General features: G+C 43.9%; 18 protein-coding genes, 1 pseudogene and 2 riboswitches. All 19 genes and pseudogenes read left to right on the forward strand.

The genetic code is table 11. The features are described 5' to 3' along the window. The first annotated feature begins 9 nt into the window (after window positions 1-9). The 19 genes and pseudogenes from QRX25_RS03145 to purB all read left to right on the forward strand — a co-directional run bounded on the left by QRX25_RS03145 (window position 10) and on the right by purB (window position 20,734). The gene (locus QRX25_RS03145; RefSeq protein WP_065980856.1) at window positions 10-1,254 is read left to right on the forward strand and encodes an ATP-grasp domain-containing protein; all 1,245 of its coding nucleotides are present in this window, start codon (window positions 10-12) and stop codon (window positions 1,252-1,254) included. Window positions 1,255-1,319: 65 nt separating this feature from the next. Then, window positions 1,320-2,345: a TauD/TfdA family dioxygenase gene (locus tag QRX25_RS03150; protein WP_115998109.1), complete on the forward strand. Its 1,026-nt coding sequence runs from the start codon at window positions 1,320-1,322 to the stop codon at window positions 2,343-2,345. Between the two features lie 133 nt (window positions 2,346-2,478). Further along, the gene (locus QRX25_RS03155) at window positions 2,479-3,198 is read left to right on the forward strand and encodes an aspartate/glutamate racemase family protein (protein WP_212100527.1); all 720 of its coding nucleotides are present in this window, start codon (window positions 2,479-2,481) and stop codon (window positions 3,196-3,198) included. Further along, a complete protein-coding gene (locus QRX25_RS03160; RefSeq protein WP_249199320.1) occupies window positions 3,191-4,675 on the forward strand; it encodes an ABC transporter substrate-binding protein in 1,485 nt (494 codons plus the stop codon). The genes QRX25_RS03155 and QRX25_RS03160 overlap by 8 nt, the downstream gene beginning before the upstream one ends. 333 nt (window positions 4,676-5,008) lie before the next feature. Further along, a pseudogene (locus tag QRX25_RS03165) lies at window positions 5,009-5,421 on the forward strand (cation diffusion facilitator family transporter); the annotation flags it as partial. Window positions 5,422-5,512: 91 nt separating this feature from the next. Continuing rightward, on the forward strand, window positions 5,513-6,475 hold the full coding sequence (locus QRX25_RS03170; protein ID WP_065980860.1) for an AAA family ATPase: 963 nt from the start codon (window positions 5,513-5,515) through the stop codon (window positions 6,473-6,475). Beyond that, a complete protein-coding gene (locus QRX25_RS03175; RefSeq protein WP_065980861.1) occupies window positions 6,475-7,659 on the forward strand; it encodes a DUF58 domain-containing protein in 1,185 nt (394 codons plus the stop codon). Before QRX25_RS03170 ends, QRX25_RS03175 begins: the two co-directional genes overlap by 1 nt. Window positions 7,660-7,677: 18 nt before the next feature. Then, window positions 7,678-9,885 (forward strand): DUF4129 domain-containing transglutaminase family protein, encoded by a 2,208-nt coding sequence (locus tag QRX25_RS03180; RefSeq protein ID WP_065980862.1) that lies wholly within the window; start codon window positions 7,678-7,680, stop codon window positions 9,883-9,885. 163 nt (window positions 9,886-10,048) lie between these two features. Then, window positions 10,049-11,590, forward strand: coding sequence for a glutamine-hydrolyzing GMP synthase (guaA, locus tag QRX25_RS03185; RefSeq protein ID WP_115998106.1), 1,542 nt, complete (start codon window positions 10,049-10,051; stop codon window positions 11,588-11,590). Window positions 11,591-11,694: 104 nt separating this feature from the next. Further along, window positions 11,695-12,228, forward strand: coding sequence for a sigma-70 family RNA polymerase sigma factor (locus tag QRX25_RS03190; protein ID WP_014469846.1), 534 nt, complete (start codon window positions 11,695-11,697; stop codon window positions 12,226-12,228). After that, the gene (locus QRX25_RS03195) at window positions 12,210-13,652 is read left to right on the forward strand and encodes a DUF4179 domain-containing protein (RefSeq protein ID WP_212100533.1); all 1,443 of its coding nucleotides are present in this window, start codon (window positions 12,210-12,212) and stop codon (window positions 13,650-13,652) included. Before QRX25_RS03190 ends, QRX25_RS03195 begins: the two co-directional genes overlap by 19 nt. 123 nt (window positions 13,653-13,775) lie before the next feature. Further along, window positions 13,776-13,877, forward strand: a riboswitch (purine riboswitch). Between the two features lie 130 nt (window positions 13,878-14,007). Then, entirely contained in the window at window positions 14,008-15,330 is a 1,323-nt protein-coding gene (locus tag QRX25_RS03200; RefSeq protein WP_003155780.1) for an NCS2 family permease, read from the forward strand. Window positions 15,331-15,526: 196 nt separating this feature from the next. Further along, window positions 15,527-16,309: a DUF6574 domain-containing protein gene (locus QRX25_RS03205; protein WP_212100536.1), complete on the forward strand. Its 783-nt coding sequence runs from the start codon at window positions 15,527-15,529 to the stop codon at window positions 16,307-16,309. 137 nt (window positions 16,310-16,446) lie between these two features. After that, entirely contained in the window at window positions 16,447-16,620 is a 174-nt protein-coding gene (locus QRX25_RS03210; RefSeq protein ID WP_012116994.1) for a Fur-regulated basic protein FbpA, read from the forward strand. 140 nt (window positions 16,621-16,760) lie between these two features. Beyond that, window positions 16,761-17,315, forward strand: coding sequence for a DUF2179 domain-containing protein (locus tag QRX25_RS03215; RefSeq protein ID WP_014469850.1), 555 nt, complete (start codon window positions 16,761-16,763; stop codon window positions 17,313-17,315). Then, a complete protein-coding gene (locus QRX25_RS03220) occupies window positions 17,312-17,509 on the forward strand; it encodes an NETI motif-containing protein (protein WP_013351273.1) in 198 nt (65 codons plus the stop codon). Before QRX25_RS03215 ends, QRX25_RS03220 begins: the two co-directional genes overlap by 4 nt. Before the next feature lie 78 nt (window positions 17,510-17,587). After that, window positions 17,588-17,689: riboswitch (purine riboswitch) on the forward strand. Between the two features lie 129 nt (window positions 17,690-17,818). Next, window positions 17,819-18,307: a 5-(carboxyamino)imidazole ribonucleotide mutase gene (gene purE / locus QRX25_RS03225; protein WP_007609846.1), complete on the forward strand. Its 489-nt coding sequence runs from the start codon at window positions 17,819-17,821 to the stop codon at window positions 18,305-18,307. Next, window positions 18,261-19,442, forward strand: coding sequence for a 5-(carboxyamino)imidazole ribonucleotide synthase (gene purK, locus QRX25_RS03230; RefSeq protein WP_212100539.1), 1,182 nt, complete (start codon window positions 18,261-18,263; stop codon window positions 19,440-19,442). Before purE ends, purK begins: the two co-directional genes overlap by 47 nt. Next, window positions 19,442-20,734, forward strand: coding sequence for an adenylosuccinate lyase (purB, locus tag QRX25_RS03235; protein WP_065980868.1), 1,293 nt, complete (start codon window positions 19,442-19,444; stop codon window positions 20,732-20,734). Before purK ends, purB begins: the two co-directional genes overlap by 1 nt. Window position 20,735 lies beyond the last annotated feature (1 nt).

A 20,735-nucleotide genomic window follows, 5' to 3' on the forward strand; every position in this document is an offset into this window, starting at 1 on the left:
ACAAGTATTATGACTAAACATATATGTATTATTAATCGCTGGTCAGTAGGATGGGATTCTGAAAAACCTAATTATGAAAAGATAATTAACCATAACGAATATAAAGTGAGTTATATTGTTGACGTTGAAGGTAATAAGGGTTTATCTCAAAATATTTTAGAAAATTCTATTATAGAGCTTGTTGAGGATATTAATTCTTTGGATAACATTCGTACAGCATTTGAAAAGATTGAAAAAATGGGCGGAAGTATAGATAGGTTAATAGCTCTGAGTGAATGGGATATATTGAATTCAGGGAAATTAAGAGATGAAAAGAGATTAGAGGGTCTATCTTTTGAACAGGCTCTATATGCCAGAGATAAGGTAAAGATGAAAGAGATTGTTAGCCAATCCGGCTTAACAACTCCTAAATTCAGTAAATGTGATAGTGTAGAGGAGTTAGAACAATTTATTAAGCAGGTAGGCTTTCCTATTGTCATAAAGCCTAGGAGAATGGCTGCTAGTAAAGGAGTTCATATTCTCCATAATCAAGAGGAGTATGAAGAAATATTGCCACACATAGAATTTAAGGACTTGGAATGCGAGGAATATTGTGATGGAACAGTATTTCACGTTGATGGATTAGTAAAGGATAATCAATTAAAATTTTGTATTCCATTTAGGTATATCAATCCACCAATAAAATTCTTTCAACAAAGTCCATTGGGAGCGGTTTCTATAGATATGAATGAGACTATGTTATATGAGGGGCTCATCGACTTTACACAAAAGACAGTTCATGCCTTGGGAATAAACAATACTATGTTTCATCTTGAACTAATTGTAGATGAGAAAAGTGACAAGATCGAACCTATTTTTATGGAAATTGGAGCCCGTATGGGAGGAGCGGATATACCAAGATGTGTAAGCCTATTGATAGGTAGAGATGCTGTAACTGATCAGTTAAAAGTTGAATTAGGGGAAGAAGTTTCGACTGTGTCACTAGATGAAGGAGTATCTTCAGGCTATCTCTTAATTCCTTTTCCAGCAGAGCTACCTTGTTTAATGGAAAAAAACACTTCATTTAAAGGGAAATTGTCAACTTTAGTAGAAGAGTATTTACGGAGTAAAGGAGAAGTGCTGGATGGGAGTGGTGGATATCTGAAAATTCCGGCTAGATACATCTTTAAAGGGGAATCAAATAGAGTTTATAAAGATGTAATGCATGCTATAAGTGAACATCAGTATGAATATAAGAGCTTTGTAAAACAGTAATATTACAATAAAAATAATTTTATAAGATAATTTATTAACTTAAGTTTTAGAAGGGGAGGATTAAATTGTCAACCTTGCTTACCGAAGAAAAAAGTTCGTCTCTAGGTATGAGTGAAGGTGTAGTTTTAGAAATATCACAGGCTGAAAAAGAACTAATTGAGAACTTAATAAAGGAAATTAATTTCAATCCAAATGAAATTAATAATTCTATCCTAAATAGATTACAATTTGTTTCACATAATCTTCCAGACAGAGTGAAGAGTGCTCTAATTAATTTTAAGCGAAATTCTAACAGAGAAGGAACGATTTTATTTAAAAACTTACCTACAGACGATATTTTACCTCAGACTCCGGATAATGGCAATCCTTCTTTGGATAAGATCTCATTTGTTAGTGAATTATGTCTAGTACTATTCATGCTTTATATGGGTGAGCCGATTGGGTATGCTGATGAAAAAAATGGACAACTCATTCATGATATTTGTCCGATTAAGGGGAAAGAAAGTGGTTTGGAAAACTCTGGATCTGAAGTTTTTTTCACTTATCATACTGAAGACGCGATACATCCATATAGACCTGATCACCTTGCTTTATATTGCTTACGCTCAGACCATAAAAACGAAGCACAAACAGAAACTGCTTCTATAGTTAATGCGTTAGAATTACTACCAAGTTCAGTAGTATTAACATTAAGAGAGCCTCTGTATAAATTAAGCCCGCCTGCTTCATTTAATTCGGATGACCTGTCAAAGATAGTACCCGTACTTTCAGGTAGCATTCAAGCACCAGAAATGGTTATACATTGTTCCTTAATGGAAGGAATAACTGAAGAAGCAAAATGGGCATTGGAATTATTAAAAGAAGCATTAAGTAAGGTCTCTATAAAAGTACCCCTCTGTCCTGGGGACCTTATTATTATCGATAACAGATTAGCAGCGCACGCCCGCTCATCCTTTTCCCCACAATATGATGGGAATGATCGCTGGCTTCAAAGAATGTTTACAGTGAATGATCTAGGCCGATCCAGTTTTAGCAGAAGCCCTGGTAGTCATGTATGCATACCTCTAAAATATGAACTCAAACTAAATTAAATTACAGTCGTTTTATGCAGTTAGCTTAATAAATTTCTTAAATCATACACTTAGAATAAAATTTATTGTTTAACTAAGTGTATGGTTTATTTAAATTGTTAACCTCTAAGATATTAACAAGGAGAGAACCAGAATGAATAATAGTGAGGTTTTTAAAATTGGAATTCTTGCAGGGATGGGACCGAGATCAACAGGTCCATTTTTAGAATCTGTTCTAGACTACTGTGAAAATTTATATGGAGCAAAGTTCGATAATGATTTTCCCCACATGATAATATATTCGCTGCCAACCCCTTTTCATCCTAAAAAAACAATTGATGATAACAAGATGTTAAAGGCATTAAAAGTCGGAATTGACTCACTAAACAGATCTAATTGTTCGATTATAGCAATACCTTGTAACGTGGTTCATTCATATTATAAAGAATTGTGCCAAATGACACATATACCTATATTAAATATAATTGATGAAACAGTAAATGAATTAGAAAATGAAGGAAATGAAGTCAGCTTACTTGCTACAAGAGGAACTGTGGAAAGTAATTTATATCAAGAAAAACTAAACTCAAAGGGTAAAAATGTATTTTGGAACGATGAGTATCAAAAAAAAGTTGATGAATTAATTTTAAAAGTTAAAACATTAGGAGTTTGTTCAAAAGTAACGGATGAGTGGAAAACAATAGAAGATACTCTTTTGACAGAAGGGATAAATGAAGTAGTTTGTGCTTGTACTGATTTATTTTTTTGTACTAATCATACTAAACTCAAGATATATGATTCTTCTCAGATATTAGCGAGAAGACTAGTAGAAAGATATATAGAAGAGGGCTTGGAGAGTGAGAAGAATGAATAGTACCCTGAAAGTGGGGGTTTCCTCTATTTCTAAAAATATCTCTCCTTTTAATATTTATTCATGTGATTATGAAATATGTAGAGCTCTTTTTCCCCCATTATTTAAGATGTCCAAAGAAGGGCATTTATTGCCTAATATTATTGAACAATGGGAAATTAACGATTGTGATAATGAATACCTCCTTGTACTTAGAAAAGATATTTACTTTCACAATGGCAGAAAGGCTTTAGCTCAAGATATTGAGTTTTCTTTATGTAGAGGAATGATGAAGGGGGCAAGATCCACCTTTTCAGAATTACTATCCGATATAGAAGGTTATGAAGAGGTAAGTAAGACAAATAGATATGTTCCGAATATGTGTTCTGGCATAAAGGTTTTTGATGATTACAGACTAAAAATAAAATTGAAACATCTAAATTTGCTTTTTTTAAAATACTTTACTCGAAGTGCCTTAAGTATTGTTCCACGAGAAGAGTTTTTAGAAAATGATCTCTGGGTGTGGAAAGACAACCCTATAGGAGTAGGTGCTTACTGCTACGAAAGCCTAAGTGAAGACTCTAAGGTTTTGACTTTAAAAAAGAATGAGGATTACTTTGAGGAAAGAATCGATTCTTTTGATAAATTACAGTTTGTGGTATATACAGACGTAAGTCAAGTTGATTTATTAACCGAAGTAGAAAACCAAACAGAAAACGAGTTTGAAATTTTGAAAAGCCCTATAAGCGTCACAATAGCTATAGAATATTTTGTTTTACATGATAAAGATAAAATGTGGAAGGAATTAAGAAGTTTAATTAACTTAGCATTAAACAAAGAAGATATATTATCTAGCATACCGAAAACGGAGAGGTCAATATACTCGCCTACTCATAGTTTTTTACCTGTAACTATTTTAGATGTGCCTAATTATGAGGAAGAATTAATAAATCTTAATTTTCAAGTTGCTAAGGAAAGTTATCTTTTGAGATGGGGGTATATTCCTCAACTAAGTATAATTGTTTACAATAATTATAGTGAACACTCTCATTTGCGTAAAATGCAGAACAAACTATATAATTTATTGAGTGCAAAAGGCTTCGACGTAGTTAAAACAGAACTTTCTTCCTTAAATGAAAGCCTTTTAGATACTCAGCAGCATATATTAGTCAGTTCCTCAAGTTTTAACTATAATGATCCGGAAGATTTATCTTTATTTTTTAGCAGTGATAAAGAAATCTATCGTGCTAATACTGGAACACTTATTAATATTAGAGGTCTCCTCAAAGATGCGAAAAAAGAAATTAATATTAATAAGAGAAATAAAATGTATAGAAAAGTAGAAGAATTAGTTATAGAAAATAGCTTAGTGTTTCCTATAGCTTTAACCTATGAATCTTATCTATTTCGTAAATCCAAAATTGATGGAAAAAGTTTTTTTCATCAATTTTATCAGCCTGCGTATGAATATATAAAAACATTAACATTGGAAACTAGGTAATCCTAATGTGAACTAACCATCAGAATAGAATGGTCGGTACACATTAGCCCACTATTTAGACCAGATATCAATTATGAGATCGTGTAGACCATGTTATAAAAATTTCTTTAACAACGGGCAGCTCAATCCATTGAACCAACTAATGAGTTGCGTTTTGGTTTTTAAATAGAAATTGAGGCTATTGCTTATACCTAATTAATCTCTATAAGAAAATGAGTAAATTTAAACATTCATGAAAAGAAAAGACGTAAACCCTTTAACGTAAAGGTTTTATGCCTTTTTAATTCTAATAACACACAGATAAGTTACTTATTGAAAAAGGATAGACTGTACTTGGCTGCGCAATTCCACCTTGCTTGGATTGATACAGTCACGGCGTGTGATCGGTCTTCTTATTTGCAAAACGTTTTGGGATATTTTAAAAAGAATCATCCCACTCTTTGACAGATGGCTTCGATGTAACGGACATTTCTGATTATAAAAAGACGATTGAACAGATTGCGGGCGTCAGCCGTTTAAAAGATATTAAAGCGAGATATCTGGGCAGCTCCGTTCATATTGATGTCGTCATTGAAGTGCCGTCTGATCTGAATATAAAAGAGAGTCATGATATCGCAAATGAGGTAGAACGAAAGATGAAAGAGGAACATGCCATCGACCATTCACACGTTCATATGGAGCCTCTCCAGCTGAAAAAAAGCTTCCTTTCTAAAGGGAGCTTTTTTTCTATTTCGGACTGGAAATAATTCGCTGGAAACGTTTTTTTATACTGTTTATATTTTGTGGTAAAGTTAGGTTACGATAATTGAAATTTGAGAGATGACTAGGAGGAGAAGAATGGCTTATAAAGAAGAGCTGCATCCGCTGCTGGAGAAAGCCGTTGAGCATATTGAAAACATCATCATAGGAAAACGGGATATCGCCATACTCAGCTTGGCCGCCATTCTCGCAAAAGGGCATGTGCTGCTGGAAGACGTGCCGGGAGTCGGAAAAACGATGATGGTCCGCGCTTTGGCCAAGCTGATCGGAGCTGACTTTAAGAGGATTCAGTTCACGCCGGATCTTCTGCCGTCAGATGTGACGGGTGTCTCTATTTATAATACGAAAACGATGGAATTTGAATACCGCCCGGGACCGATTATGGGGAATATCGTGCTGGCCGACGAAATTAACAGAACCTCTCCGAAAACGCAGTCTTCTTTGCTTGAGGCGATGGAAGAGGGAAATGTCACGATTGACGGAAAGACAATGCGGCTGGCTGAGCCGTTTTTCGTCATGGCCACACAAAACCCGGTTGAATATGAAGGAACATATCCGCTTCCTGAAGCCCAGCTTGACCGGTTTTTATTTAAGCTGAAGATGGGCTATCCGACTGCCGAGGAGGAGCTTAAGGTTCTGTCTCTTCAGGAAGGGCGGAATCCGCTTGAAACAATCGAGCCCGTCATTTCTAAAGAACAATTTATCAGTCTTCAGCAAAAGCTGGAGAAGGTGCGGGTGGATGATGGTATTAAAGCCTATATCGTCGGCATCACTCAGCATACCCGCCGGCATCCGTCCGTACATTTGGGCGTAAGTCCGCGCGGTTCGATTTCATTAATGAAAGCCGCGCAGGCGTACGCGCTGCTTCATGATCGCGACTACGTCATTCCTGATGACGTCCAGTATTTGGCTCCGTATACGCTGCCTCACAGGATGATCTTAACTGCCGAGGCGAAATTTAATGATGTCACACCGGAAGCTGTTATCGAAGACATCATGCAGACGGAAAAAGTTCCCGTTCAAAGGATGTCGGTCCGATAATGAGAAAGAAAGTGCATTGGCTGCTATACGGCTGGAAGCTGCTTATTTTGGCCGTATTGACGGCAGCGGTCTTTTCTTATGCCATGTTTCAGGGCGGATTTGTGAGCTGGTTTTTATTTTATGCGTTTTTGCCGTTTACCGTTTATGCCGGGCTGATCGCTGTGTATCCGCTGCGGGCGTTTCGGGTGACGCGTGAGATTTCTTCTGCTCAATTAACCTCGGGTGACAGGCTGTCTGTCACCATCAGGCTGACGAGGCGCCTGCCGTTTCCGCTGACATATATGGTCATTGAAGATGTGATGCCGGAAACGCTTGGCGAGAGGCGCTGTGCGAAACAGCTCGTGTTTCCGTGGTTTCAAAAAAAGCTGACGTTTCAATATGAGCTGCCGCAGGCGCCGCGCGGAGAGCATCGTTTACATACGATAAGAGTGCGGACGGGAGATGTTCTCGGGCTTTTGGACAAGACGGCATCGTTTTCGGTAACGGATACGGTCTTAGTTTTCCCGGCGTACGGGTCTGTACATTATAAGACGCAGGCCGTATCGGGAGAAGAGGGTGCGGGTGCCGGCGCGCCGTTTCAGACTCACCGCTCCGCAATGGCCGCGAGCGTCAGAAATTATCAGCCGGGCGACCGGTTTTCCGCGCTCGACTGGAAAACATCGGCGCGGCGCAATGAGCTGATGACGAAGGAATTTGACCCCTTGCAGAGTATGAATATGGTTCTCCTTTTGGACTGCAGGCCGTCCCCTTCGTTTGAAGCCGCGGTCTCAGCCTCGGCATCCCTGCTTTACACGGCGCTTGTGAAGGGATCTCCCGCGGGGTTTATTTCATTGGGGAACGACCGGACTGTTTTTCCCGTCCGGGAGGGAGACCAGCATTTCAGAAATGTGCTGCGTTACCTGGCTGCAGTTTCAGAATCGGAAGAAGCTGATGCCGGCGGACGCTTAAGAAAAGAGCTGGCAGATCCGCGTGTCCGCAAAGCTTTTATAGCCGTCGTGACGGGCAGCCTTACAGAAGAGCTTCTCAAACAGGCTGAGGCAGGACCTTTTGACATGACGGTGTTTTTGGCGAAAGAAACGAATGCCGTGCTTTCGGAAAAAGAACGGAATCTCGCTCTCATCTTCGCTCAAAAGAATATCAAGGTGCAAATGATCAGGGACAAACGGGTGTCCCATGTTGTTTAGAAAGAGAGGTGGCGCGCCATGCCGCATGACGAGAACCAGGGAAGCAGGCTGAGTCTGCTGCTGTTTTATTTTCTCGCTTTTTTATTGTTATGGGAATGGCTCAGGCCGCTGCACAATTTTACGGATACAAAACATACCGGTTTTTTCATCATTTTTATCGGTTTGGCATTTCTGCTGTCATTCTTCCGGATGAGGTGGTACGTCACCGTGCCGTCCTGCATTCTGTTTACGTTGATCAGTATTCACATGCTGTTTTATAAAGGTTCGGTTTTTCAGCCGGAATGGCTCGCTTCTTTTTTGCGGGACGTGATGCAGAATGCCCGGCACATCGGGACCGGAAGATGGAATGATATGAACCCGTCATTCCGCACATTGCTGTTTTTTGTGCTCTTATGGCTGCTCGTGTATTTGCTGCATTACTGGGTGATCTATCAGCGGAAAATATTATTCTTTTTTATCATGACGGTGGCCTATATCACCGTGCTTGATACGTTTACTCCCTATGATGCCGCATACGCCGTCATCCGGATTGTCTTTATCGGCTTTTTGATGATGGGGCTTTTGTATATGGAGCGCATTCGCCTGACGGAACACATAGCGTTTAAAAAAAGGTTGATCATCAAATGGTTTCTGCCGCTGGCGCTGTTTATCTGCGCTTCCGTCCTATTCGGTCTGGCGGCTCCGAAATCAGATCCGAACTGGCCGGACCCCGTGCCGTTTCTGAAAAAAATAACAAATCACAAAGAGGTGCCCGCCGCTGAGAGCAAAATCGGCTACGGCAACCATGATGAAACATTGGGCGGGCCTTTTCAGCAGGACGATACGCCGGTTTTCACATGGAAGGGAAAAGAGCGGGCGTACTTCCGGGTGGAAACGAAGGATACATACACGGGGAAAGGCTGGGTGGAGACCGATCAGGGCATGTCCTATAAACTGAACGGCGGCAATGTGGAAGATATATGGTTTGACCGGAGTGTGCAGACGAGACGTTATACGGCGCAGGTGTCCATTGATGAGAATTATCTTTATAATCACGTCATGTATCCGATCGGCGTCTCCAATATTAAACCGAAGCACTCGATTCAGCTTGAAATGAACGGAAACACTGAGCAAATCACGCCGATCAGCGAACAAGTGGGCAACATCCGCAATATGGGACGGTACACGGTGACTTTTCGCGCGCCCGTCTTTAAACTGAATGATCTCAAAAAAGTGAAAGTGAAACGATACCGTGAGCAGAATCAATTCAATGACCGGTATCTGCAGCTTCCCGACGCCCTTCCGGAAAGAGTGAGACAGCTTGCCGACAGGCTGACGCGGGATCATCATAATATGTTCGATAAAGCGAAGGCGGTCGAGGATTATCTGGGATCTTCCGCATTTTCGTATGATACACAGGATGTCGCCGTTCCGGAGCACGACCAGGATTATGTGGATCAATTTTTGTTTGAAACGAAAAGAGGATATTGTGATAACTTTTCTTCGGCAATGGCTGTGCTGCTCCGATCTGCGGGAATTCCCGCCCGCTGGGTGAAGGGCTATACATCCGGAGAATATAAAGGCGCGGGCGATCAAAACGGCCAGCTTTATGAAGTCACAAACAACAACGCCCATTCGTGGGTAGAAGTATATTTTCCGGATCAGGGCTGGGTGACGTTTGAGCCGACGAAAGGCTTCACCAATCCGACGGAGTTTACGTCAGAGCAGAATCATACAGCGGGAAAAGACGGCGGAAGCTCAGCAGGGAATTCGGATACACCGTCTGACAAGCAGCGCCAGGAAACAAAGCCCGAAAAAAAAGAAACGCCGAAAAAGCGGGAGCACAGTGCGGCTCCGCATCCTGTGATGCACAATAAAACCGCGGCACAGCTGTGGCCGTATGCGGCTATCGTCTTCGTGTTTTCAGCTGCGGCCGCGCTCGCCTGGGTGCTGCGGGCGCGCTGGATTCCGCACGTTGCAGCAGCCAGATTGAAGCGGCGCGCGGATGACGACGTCTTTTTCGACGCATATGCCGCGCTGCTCCGCCAGCTAAAACGTAAAGGGTTCAGCAGGGGAGACGGAGAAACGCTCCGTGATTTTGCCGCGAGGATTGATGAGGCGTATAATACAAACGACATGTCTAAGCTGACCCTGCGCTATGAGCGTGCTTTATACCGCAGCGATAATGCAGCGGAGCTTTGGAATGAATCGGGACAGTTGTGGGAAAATATAATTAAAACAAGATAGTCTTGACCGCATATCGTCCTGTTGTTAGAATAAATGAATGTTAAATGGGAGCCCGGGAGCGTTAAAAAGCCGGGCTTCCGGACAAGTCTTGCGCGACAGAGGGCTGAACGTGTGTCCTCCGTTTTTTCTGTGTCAAAAACTTAGAGGAGATTAGGTGACAACCATGACGAAGTTAGTGAATGAAATGATTCTTGTTCTTGATTTCGGCAGTCAGTATAACCAGCTGATTACCCGCCGGATCCGTGAATTTGGCGTATATAGCGAGCTGCATCCCCATACGTTGACAGCTGAGGAAATCAAAGAAATGAATCCAAAAGGAATTATCCTTTCAGGCGGACCGAACAGTGTATATGATGAAGGATCTTTCCGCTGTGACGAAAAAATCTTTGAACTCGATATTCCTGTATTGGGCATCTGCTACGGTATGCAGCTGATGACTCATTACCTCGGAGGGAAAGTCGAGGCGGCAAGCCAGCGCGAATACGGAAAAGCGAACATTCAGATTCAAGGAACTCCTGACCTGTTCAAAGATCTTCCGGAAGAACAAGTGGTATGGATGAGCCATGGCGACTTAGTCGTACAAGTGCCGGAAGGGTTTACGGTAGATGCGACAAGCCATCACTGCCCGAACTCAGCGATGAGTAAAAAAGACAAAAAATGGTACGGTGTTCAGTTCCATCCGGAAGTCCGCCATTCAGAATACGGAAATGACCTTCTGAAAAACTTTGTCTTCGGCCCTTGTGAATGTAAAGGCGAATGGTCAATGGAAAACTTTATCGAAATCGAAATGCAAAAAATCCGCGAAACAGTCGGAGACAAACAAGTGCTTTGCGCTTTGAGCGGCGGAGTTGATTCTTCTGTTGTAGCCGTTTTGATTCATAAAGCGATCGGCGACCAGCTGACTTGTATTTTCGTCGACCACGGGCTGCTCCGTAAAGGCGAAGCGGAAGGCGTCATGAAAACGTTCAGCGAAGGCTTTAATATGAATGTCATTAAAGTTGATGCGAAAGACAGATTCTTAAACAAGCTGAAAGGTGTTTCTGATCCTGAGCAAAAACGCAAAATCATCGGCAACGAATTCATTTACGTATTTGATGATGAAGCGGACAAGCTGAAAGGAATCGACTACCTTGCGCAAGGAACGCTTTACACAGACATTATTGAAAGCGGAACGGCAACTGCGCAAACGATCAAATCGCATCACAATGTCGGCGGTCTTCCTGAAGATATGCAGTTTGAACTGATCGAACCGCTGAACACCCTTTTCAAAGATGAAGTGCGCGCGCTCGGCACAGAGCTCGGCATTCCGGATCATATCGTATGGCGTCAGCCGTTCCCGGGCCCTGGTCTTGGCATCCGCGTACTCGGCGAAGTAACAGAAGAAAAACTTGAAATCGTTCGTGAATCAGACGCGATTCTGCGTGAAGAAGTGGCAAACCACGGCCTTGAGCGCGACATCTGGCAGTACTTCACGGTTCTTCCTGACATCCGCAGCGTCGGCGTCATGGGAGATGCGAGAACGTATGATTACACAATCGGTATCCGTGCCGTAACTTCAATCGACGGCATGACATCTGACTGGGCGCGTATCCCTTGGGATGTGCTTGAAGTGATCTCAACACGAATCGTCAATGAAGTGAAACACATCAACCGCGTCGTGTATGACATTACGAGCAAGCCGCCTGCAACGATTGAGTGGGAATAAATCAAGATAAAAAACGTCTCTTTTTATAAAGAGGCGTTTTTTTTGTCATCTTTTTGAAACCGTTTCGCCCCGATTCGTATCTAACAGCATAGGAGGTGGATAAGGTGAAGGAAGAACGATTGATCAAAAAGGCGAAAAAAGGTGATGCCTCAGCCTTTGAAAAACTGATCACAGCTCATCAGGAGACTTTATATAAAACAGCTTATCTCTATTTACATCACAAAGAAGACACACTGGACGCTGTTCAGGAAACGGCTTACAAGGCTTTTCTTCATATCGCTCAGCTGAAGGAGCCGAAATATTTTAAAACGTGGCTGATCCGGATTTTGCTTAATACGATTTTTGCGATGAGGAAAAAGCACGGTGACGTCATCCCGTTTGAGCCGCACCATGATACATGTGCGGAGAACAAGAACGTTGAAGAATACATAGACCTTCGAAATGCTCTGGAAACACTTGACGAACATATACAGCTGACCATTCAGCTTTATTATTTTCAGGATTTTTCGATTTCCATGATCGCTGAACAGACCGGAATGGCGGAAGGCACCGTAAAAACGCATCTGCACAGGGCGAGAAAAGCATTGAAGCAAGAGCTGGAAAAGGAGGATAAACAAATATGGAAAAGCATCAAATGAAGCAATTGTATCAGGACATTGATGTGCCGAAAGCTGAATTGAAAAACGTGATACACAGCGCGGCTGTCCGTGCCGGAAAAGAAGGCGCCGTCAGACGGAGATGGGGAAGAAAACTGATAAACGGCTTCGCGGTTGCTGCTGCTTTGTTTTTTCTGTATCTGTCTTCAGGCTTGTTCATGCCCTCCGTTAATACGGCTATGGGAAACATTCCTGCTGCCGGACAAATTTACAGTCTGTTTCAGGATAAGGCAGGTTCTGCGCTGTTTAAAAGCAATCTGGTGACAAAACTGAACGAGAAAGCGGAATCACGTGGGATCACGGTGACAGTAAAAAGTGTATATTACGACAGCGGACAGCTCGTTTATAACTTTATCGTTGACAATTTGAAATCAGATGAGGAGAGTATTCCTTTTCAAGTCGATTATAAAGATACCCGGAATATATTATCTGAGGATTATGACAGGACTGATATGAAAAAAATGAAAGACGGTCGGTACGGAGGACAGCTTCGCTTGTTCACGGACGGTTCAAAGCTGAAAGACGGTGATAAGCTTCCGCTTGTCATTACAAAAATCAAGGAGATCCCGGGAAACTGGCGCTTTACACTCCCGATCAAAAAACAAAAGTCAGTTTCCCTGGAAGGAACGAAAGCCGTCAATGTAAATAACGGATTATACCGCTTTTTCGATATCCGGGCGGAAAACGGAACGATGGGATCGGCTCTCTTATATTCAGTCGACTTTCATGATGCAGCCAAAAATGATGCCATCTCGATTGACGAAGCAACGGATGATGCAGGAAACCATTATGAAATGACGATGTCAAATATTGACCTTGGCAGCAGAAAGAATCTTCCCGGCGGCGGGAAAAGAATACGCGGCCAAACTCAATTCAGCAAATTGATAGACCCGAAAGCGAAAACACTTTTCATAACGGGTAATATAAAATCAGAATCAGAGCCGGGAGAAATCGTCCCTCTGAAAACAAAACTGCCCGCCAGCTATGAAACGAAACATCACCATGTCGGCATCACCATCAAAAAGATCAAACAGCAAGGCAGGCGGGTGATTGTCAATTATCAATTCAGCGGAATTAATGTAAGCAAGGCGGATGAAGATCAGCTGATGAATATCGGTGAGTCAATCGGTCTCGGCAATACGAAAAAAATGAAAACTTGGTCATCAGTTGATAAATATGAAAAGGGCTATTATATCAAGGGGAATAAGGCGAAAGTCACGAATCTTAAAACGGGTGAAATGGAATCCGTTTTTGAATTGGATGATTCATCTGATAATGACTATTCATTGCGCGATTTCTCATTCGATTCATATGCTTTGTATGTCAATCAAACGGCCATGAACACTTTAGCAGGTGACAGCAAGATCACATTCGCGGTTCCGGTACGGCCTGCGGACGGAAAATGATGACAGGGAGGCGGCTTTTGCCGTCTTCCATTTTTGATCAATTAACGAATAAACTAATTTTTTTTAACGGGATTGTTCGTTTTTTATATTGAGTTTTCAAAATTGTATTGATACAATAGACTCAGAAATCAAATATGCAGATATCGTATAATGGCGGGGATATGGCCCGCAAGTTTCTACCAAGCTACCGTAAATGGCTTGACTACGGATCAATCTCAATCGTTTGATATAAATAATCCATTCTTATTTATTCAGACTGAACGTATGTAGTCAAGCGTCCCAATGTATTTGGGGCGTTTTTTATTTGGCGGATAACGGGCAGAATAAATGGGAGAGAATGAAGGAGGCAATTGGCTTGAAGCAATTTTTTCAGTTTGATGAGCTGGGGACAAGCTATCGTAATGAAATCATCGGCGGTTTAACGACCTTTTTGTCAATGGCGTACATTCTGTTCGTCAATCCGCTGACATTGTCTTTAAACGGTGTGAAGGGATTTCCGGAAGCATTAAAAATTGATCAGGGCGCGGTGTTCACCGCTACAGCCCTTGCGTCTGCGGCCGGCTGTATTTTAATGGGGCTGATAGCAAAGTATCCGATCGCGATTGCGCCGGGTATGGGGTTAAACGCGTTTTTTGCTTTCTCTGTCGTACTCGGTATGGGAATTTCCTGGCAGGCTGCGCTTTCCGGCGTTTTGATTTCCGGAATTATTTTCGTGGCGCTTTCGCTGACGGGATTGCGGGAAAAAATCATTAATGCAATTCCGCCCGAGCTGAAATTGGCGGTCGGCGCTGGTATCGGTTTATTCATCACGTTTGTCGGTTTGCAAGGTTCCGGCATTATTGAAGCGAACTCATCGACTTTGGTGTCTATCGGCAATATTCACAGCGGTCCTGTGCTGCTGACGGTTTTCGGTGTCATTGTGACGGTCATTCTGATGGTACTTCGCGTAAACGGCGGCGTGTTTATCGGAATGCTTCTGACGGCGGTTGCCGGCATGATCTGCGGGCTGATTCCGGTTCCAACGCACATTGTCGGCAGTGTGCCGAGTCTTGCGCCGACTTTCGGACAGGCGTGGATGCACCTTCCGGATATCTTTTCCGTCCAAATGCTGATTGTCATTTTAACTTTCCTGTTCGTCGGGTTTTTCGATACGGCCGGAACGCTGGTGGCTGTGGCGACACAGGCAGGGCTGATGAAGGAAAACAAACTTCCGCGTGCGGGGAGAGCGCTTCTTGCGGATTCAACTTCAATCGTTATCGGAGCGGTGCTCGGTACGTCTACAACGACTTCTTATGTTGAATCAAGCTCAGGCGTTGCGGCGGGAGCGCGTTCCGGATTCGCGGCTGTTGTGACGGGCATTCTCTTTTTGCTGGCGATGTTTTTCTCGCCGCTTCTGTCAGTTGTCACTACGAATGTGACGGCTCCGGCTTTAATTATTGTCGGCGCGCTGATGGTGGCGCCGCTCGGTAAAATCGCCTGGGATAAATTCGAGGTGGCTGTGCCGGCATTCTTAACGATGATTATGATGCCGCTGACGTACAGCATTGCGACGGGGATTGCGATCGGCTTTATTTTCTACCCGATTACAATGATCTGCAAAGGAAAAGGAAAAAGCGTTCACCCGATTATGTACGGGCTGTTCGTTATCTTTATACTGTATTTCATCTTCTTGAAATAACGGAAAAACCGGCTGAAGACAGCCGGTTTTTTGTTTTTGTCCTATTCCGTAAAACCAATACATAAGATAAAACGTCATGTGGGTGTCCGGGTGAAGAAACCGCTTGACTGTTTAAGGACGCTTCGGTACCTTATATAAGTGTTTTATTTTCTTGTTTAACAAATTCCGCCGTATTTTTTTGATAGGAGTTGCTGACATGACGGAAGAAAGAAAAGAAACGTTGGAAGAAGAAAAACAGCATCAGGGAACTGATGAAGAACCGCTGTCGAGAATGTCCAGAAATGCGGGACGTTATCAAAAACAAAAGAAAAAAGAAAAGGAACGGCGCCCGGCTCCGGCTTTTACGGAAAAACTCGCTTCTGCTTGGGCTGCGGTCAAACGTTACTGCCGTTTCGCGCTGCGCATTTTGACATCACCGGTAAAGGTCGTTGGGGAAGACGGCTTTTCCCGCTTTAAATATGCTCTTATTTCAATGCTTGTATTCAGTATCTTTTTCTCAATCGGAAATTGGTTTCAGCTGAGGGCAAGCCAGCAGAGACCGCTCGGATACGGGGAACGGCATCATACGTTTTTTGACGGCTTTACCGTCGTTCTCGTGTATTCGCTCGTCTTTTTGGCCGCTGCGGCCGGCGCGGTCTGGCTTGTATCACGCTATATGATGAAACAGAAAATTACGATGCGGGATGCGGCGGCGGGAGTCGGTTCGCTTTTGGTTCCGGCTGTCGCCTGCTCTATAGTATGGATGATTTTCGCGATATTGAATCTGCCGGTCATCACTGTGGTGTTTACGGCGCTGACATTGTTTCTGGCCGCCTCGGCAATGGTGCAGTTTGTGCAGATCCTGTACAAATCGGCTGAAAAGCCTGCGGCTGACGTGATGTACTGTATTACTGCGGCGGTCATCATCATGCTCGCCTTTACGGCTGTGACATGGCCGCTTATTTCAGAGTACTTTACCGCCTCGCTGATTCCTTTATAAGTCGAAATTTGTCTTTCACAATGTTTACAAATATTTCTAATAAAGCGTGTTGTTTTGAGCAGCCGGCCGATATATGATGGGAGCAACAGCAAGTTGAAAACGGCATTAATCTTTATGATTCGGAAAGGATGATGAGGATGGCCCCGTTGTTGCGAGAAGCCATTAATCGGAAAAAACAGCATCTGAGGACAAAGCTGATCCGTTCAGGGTTTTATCAAAACCATGTTCAGGAACTGTCCGGATATACGCTGAGTGAACTAGAAAAGGAATATGAAGCCGTCAAACGATTGAAAAAAGCTGAGCTTCACTGATAAGAGTTTGAAAGTCTGCCTTCCGGGGCGGGCTTTTTTTTCTTTTGAAAATGATCAAAAGAGGGTAAACTATCCTTAACCTGAAAGATTGACGCGGCCGTCCCGGTCAGTTTTTTCAAAGATCAGAGGAGGGGGAATCAATGATGCAGACGATTTTATCCAACAGTATAGGTATGGTTCTCATTATTCTCATCATTAACATTATATATGTCTCTTTTTTTACGATCAGGATGATCCTTACCTTAAAGGGGCAGCGCTATTTCGCCGCAGGTATCAGTACAATTGAAATCCTTGTGTATGTGACCGGCTTGAGTCTCGTGCTCGGCAATCTGAATCAAATTCAAAATGTCATTGCCTATGCGCTCGGCTACGGCCTCGGCGTCATAGTGGGTATGAAAATTGAAGAAAAACTGGCGCTCGGCTATATTACAGTCAACGTCATTACGAAAGAGCTTGATCTGGACCTGCCGAAACAGCTCCGGGAAAAAGGATACGGGGTCACAAGCTGGGTGGCGGGCGGACTTGAAGGAGACCGGACCGCCATGCAGATTCTGACGCCGCGCAAATATGAGCTTCAGCTTTATGATACGATTAAAACGCTTGATGAAAAAGCGTTTATCATCGCCTTTGAGCCCAAAACGATCCACGGCGGATTCTGGGTGAAAGCAGTGAAGAAGAGGAGAATTAAGGAATGACAAAGCCAAAAAAGAAACGGTTTGAAGTAACGGAACATGAAACGATCGATACCATTCTCACTTTAATGAAGGAAGAGGGCTATATGCCTGTCCGGCGGATGGAAGAGCCGATCTTTACAGAAAAGAAAGAAAATGGATCAATTCAAGTCGTTCCTTGCGGGAGAAAAATCGTATTTGAAGGGAAATTGATCTAAACACGAACATTAAAAGAAAGAATTTTTATATCGTTCGATAATGTCGTTGACATTATCCAAGTCCGTTGTTAAGATAAACATGAAATCAAAACACGACCTCATATAATCTTGGGAATATGGCCCATAAGTTTCTACCCGGCTGCCGTAAACGGCCGGACTATGCAGGAAAGTGATAAACAGCTGACATGGATATCGCAGAAGCGAACGACTGCCGATACGCGCCATGCCTGGTTTGTATTGCTTCCTCATAGTGCAATACGAGCCGGGCTTTTTTTTCTGAAAAACAAAGCATGAGAAGGTGGGAACAGAATGCAGCCGCTAGCAGGAATCATCATGGGAAGCACCTCCGATTGGGAGACAATGAAACATGCATGCGACATACTTGACGAACTTCACATTCCTTATGAAAAACAGGTGGTATCCGCGCATCGGACGCCTGATTTGATGTTTGAATATGCAGAAAGCGCCAGAGACAGGGGCTTAAAAGTCATTATTGCCGGAGCCGGAGGAGCGGCGCATCTGCCGGGAATGACGGCGGCCAAAACGACACTGCCGGTGATCGGTGTTCCGGTTCAGACAAAATCGCTTAACGGGCTTGATTCTCTTCTGTCTATCGTACAGATGCCCGGCGGCGTGCCGGTCGCGACGACAGCGATCGGAAAAGCGGGCGCAGTGAACGCAGGTCTGTTAGCCGCGCAAATTTTGTCGGCATTTGACGATGACATTGCGGATAAACTAGAGGCGAGAAGAAATGCGACAAAACAAACGGTGCTGGAAAGCAGTGATCAGCTTGTCTGATAAAAAAACGATTTTTCCCGGCGCCGTCATCGGCATTATCGGAGGCGGACAGCTCGGAAAAATGATGGCTGTCGCCGCAAAACAGATGGGGTATAAAGTCGCAGTCGTCGATCCCGTAAAAGACTCGCCATGCGGACAGATCGCCGATATTGAGATTACCGCCCAGTACAATGACCGTGAAGCGATTCAAAAATTGGCCGGAGTCAGTGACATCATTACCTACGAATTTGAAAATATTGATTACGAGGCGCTCAACTGGCTCAAAGAACATGCATATCTTCCCCAGGGAAGCGAGCTGCTGCTCATCACCCAAAACAGGGAAACGGAAAAAAAGGCGATCCAGTCAGCTGGATGTCAGGTCGCTCCTTATCGGATCGTAAACAGCAGACGGGAGCTTGAGGAAGCCGTTCAGTCATTGGGACTTCCGGCGGTGCTGAAAACATGCCGGGGCGGATATGACGGCAAAGGCCAATTTGTCATTAAGGAAAAAGGACAGACAGATGAAGCGGCCGCACTGTTAGAAAACGGCGCGTGCATACTTGAAAGCTGGGTGTCATTCCGAATGGAGCTTTCCGTTATCGTGACGAGATCGGTGCACGGAGAGATTTCAACCTTTCCCGCTGCTGAAAATATCCACCACCATAATATTCTGTTCCAAAGCATCGTGCCCGCGAGAGCGGAGGAAACGGTTCAAAAGCGGGCAGAGGCGCTTGCCGTTCAGCTCGCGGAGAAACTGGAGCTCGTCGGGCCGCTTGCGGTGGAAATGTTCGTCACGGAAGACGGAGACCTTTTGATTAATGAATTGGCGCCGCGTCCTCACAATTCAGGGCATTATACGCTCGATCTTTGTGAAACGAGCCAGTTCGAACAGCACATCAGAGCGGTCTGCGGACTTCCTCTCGGCAGAACTGATCTGCTCAAACCGGGAATGATGGTGAATCTTCTCGGTGACGAAGTGAAGCTGGCGGAGGAGCATCCGGAGTTTTTAAAGGAAGCCAAACTGTACCTGTACGGAAAACATGAGATTAAAAAAGGCCGCAAAATGGGGCATATGACATTTTTGCGGGAGCCTGATGAAAAATGGATTCAGGACATCACGAACATATGGATGAAAAGAGACGGAGGACGAGCATAATGATCGAACGTTATTCAAGACCTGAAATGTCCGCGATCTGGACGGACGAAAACAGATACCAGGCATGGCTGGAAGTCGAGATTTTAGCCTGTGAAGCCTGGGCTGAACTTGGCGTCATTCCGAAAGAAGACGTCAAAGTCATGCGCGAAAACGCGTCTTTCGACATTAACCGCATTTTGGAAATCGAGCAGGATACGCGCCATGACGTCGTGGCATTCACACGCGCGGTTTCAGAATCGTTAGGCGAAGAAAGAAAATGGGTTCACTACGGCCTGACGTCAACAGATGTCGTGGATACCGCTCTTTCCTATCTATTAAAACAAGCGAATGAGATTTTACTCAAGGACATTGAGAGATTTGTTGACATTATAAAAGAAAAAGCGAAAGAACATAAATACACGGTCATGATGGGCCGCACGCACGGCGTACACGCAGAACCGACGACATTCGGCCTGAAGCTCGCGCTGTGGCACGAAGAAATGAAACGCAACCTTGAACGTTTCAAGCAGGCAAAAGAAGGAATCGAAGTCGGGAAGCTTTCCGGCGCGGTCGGCACATATGCAAATATTGATCCGTTCGTAGAGCAGTATGTCTGTGAAAAACTCGGCCTGAAAGCGGCGCCGATCTCTACTCAGACATTACAGCGCGACCGTCATGCGGATTACATGGCGGCACTTGCCCTGATCGCGACGAGCATTGAAAAATTCGCAGTGGAAATCCGCGGTCTGCAAAAAAGTGAAACACGGGAAGTGGAAGAGTTTTTTGCAAAAGGACAAAAAGGCTCATCAGCTATGCCTCATAAACGGAATCCGATCGGGTCTGAAAATATGACGGGCATGGCGCGCGTGATCCGCGGATACATGCTGACGGCGTACGAAAATGTTCCGTTATGGCATGAGCGTGATATTTCTCATTCATCAGCTGAGCGCATCATTCTACCTGACGCGACAACCGCGCTGAATTACATGCTGAACCGTTTCAGCAATATCGTCAAAAACTTAACGGTATTCCCGGAAAATATGAAACGCAACATGGACCGCACACTGGGTCTAATCTATTCTCAGCGCGTGCTGCTCGCTTTAATTGACACGGGTCTGCCTCGTGAAGAAGCATATGATATGGTTCAGCCGAAAGCGATGGAAGCGTGGGAAAAACAAGTGCCGTTCCGTCAGCTTGTCGAAGCGGAGGAAAAAATCACGTCCCGTCTTACACCGGAACAGATTGCCGATTGCTTTGACTACAATTATCATTTGAAAAACGTCGACTTGATCTTTGATCGTTTAGGTTTATAGA

This window comes from Bacillus sp. L381 (assembly GCF_030284525.1).
GTDB lineage: Bacteria > Bacillota > Bacilli > Bacillales > Bacillaceae > Bacillus > Bacillus amyloliquefaciens.